General features: G+C 71.3%; 1 protein-coding gene. It reads left to right on the plus strand.

Annotated elements, in window-relative coordinates; translation table 11 throughout:
- Positions 1-469: hypothetical protein (locus CCN56_RS41445; RefSeq protein WP_107484331.1), on the plus strand; the 469-nt coding region annotated here is incomplete at its 5' end.
- Between the last annotated feature and the right edge of the window lie 199 nt (positions 470-668).

A 668-nucleotide genomic window follows, 5' to 3' on the forward strand; every position in this document is an offset into this window, starting at 1 on the left:
CGGTGAAGAACACTTCCACTGCGCGCCCGGCCCCTCCGGCTGGCGTTACGTCTCGCAGATCACCACCCCCTCCGGCGACCACAAGGGCTCCGTCGACCTGGCCGTCGACGAACTCGGCCGCCCCATCCGCCTCGAACTGCACGCCGCGNNCTTCACCGGCACGTCCCCGGCGTTCCTCGTCGCCCTCACGCGACTCCTGCGTCTCACCCCCGATTCCCCCGAGACCCGTGTCAGGCTCGTCGCCTTCACGGACCCGGTGCTCGCCCCCCTCACGGTCGACCAGTCCTGGGCCCTGCTGAGAAGTGAAGCGCACGCCACTGACAACGGACCGCTGATGGTGGACGAGTACCAGGTCAGCGCCCTGGACACGGGCGAACGCCATACGGTCCACATCGCCGGCGACGTGGTCCTCGCCGCCCCCGGCATCGAACTCGAAGCCCTGGAGACCCCACCGTCGGTCTTCCCCTGATCGCCCTGCTCAGGCAGGCGGGGCGAACCCGGTGGGCCGCGCCCCGGACCCGGCGGCCGGACCGACACCCGAAGAAGAGCCGGCGGGGGAAACGACGACGGGGGGAGCAACAACCGCAGGAGCAGCAACCGGGGAAGCAGCAACCGGAGGCAGTGCAGAGCTCGACACTCCGCCCCCCTGCGAGTCCGCCCCCGCCCCC

The organism is Streptomyces sp. NRRL B-24572, assembly GCF_002156145.1.
Classification (GTDB): Bacteria; Actinomycetota; Actinomycetes; order Streptomycetales; family Streptomycetaceae; genus Streptomyces; species Streptomyces vietnamensis.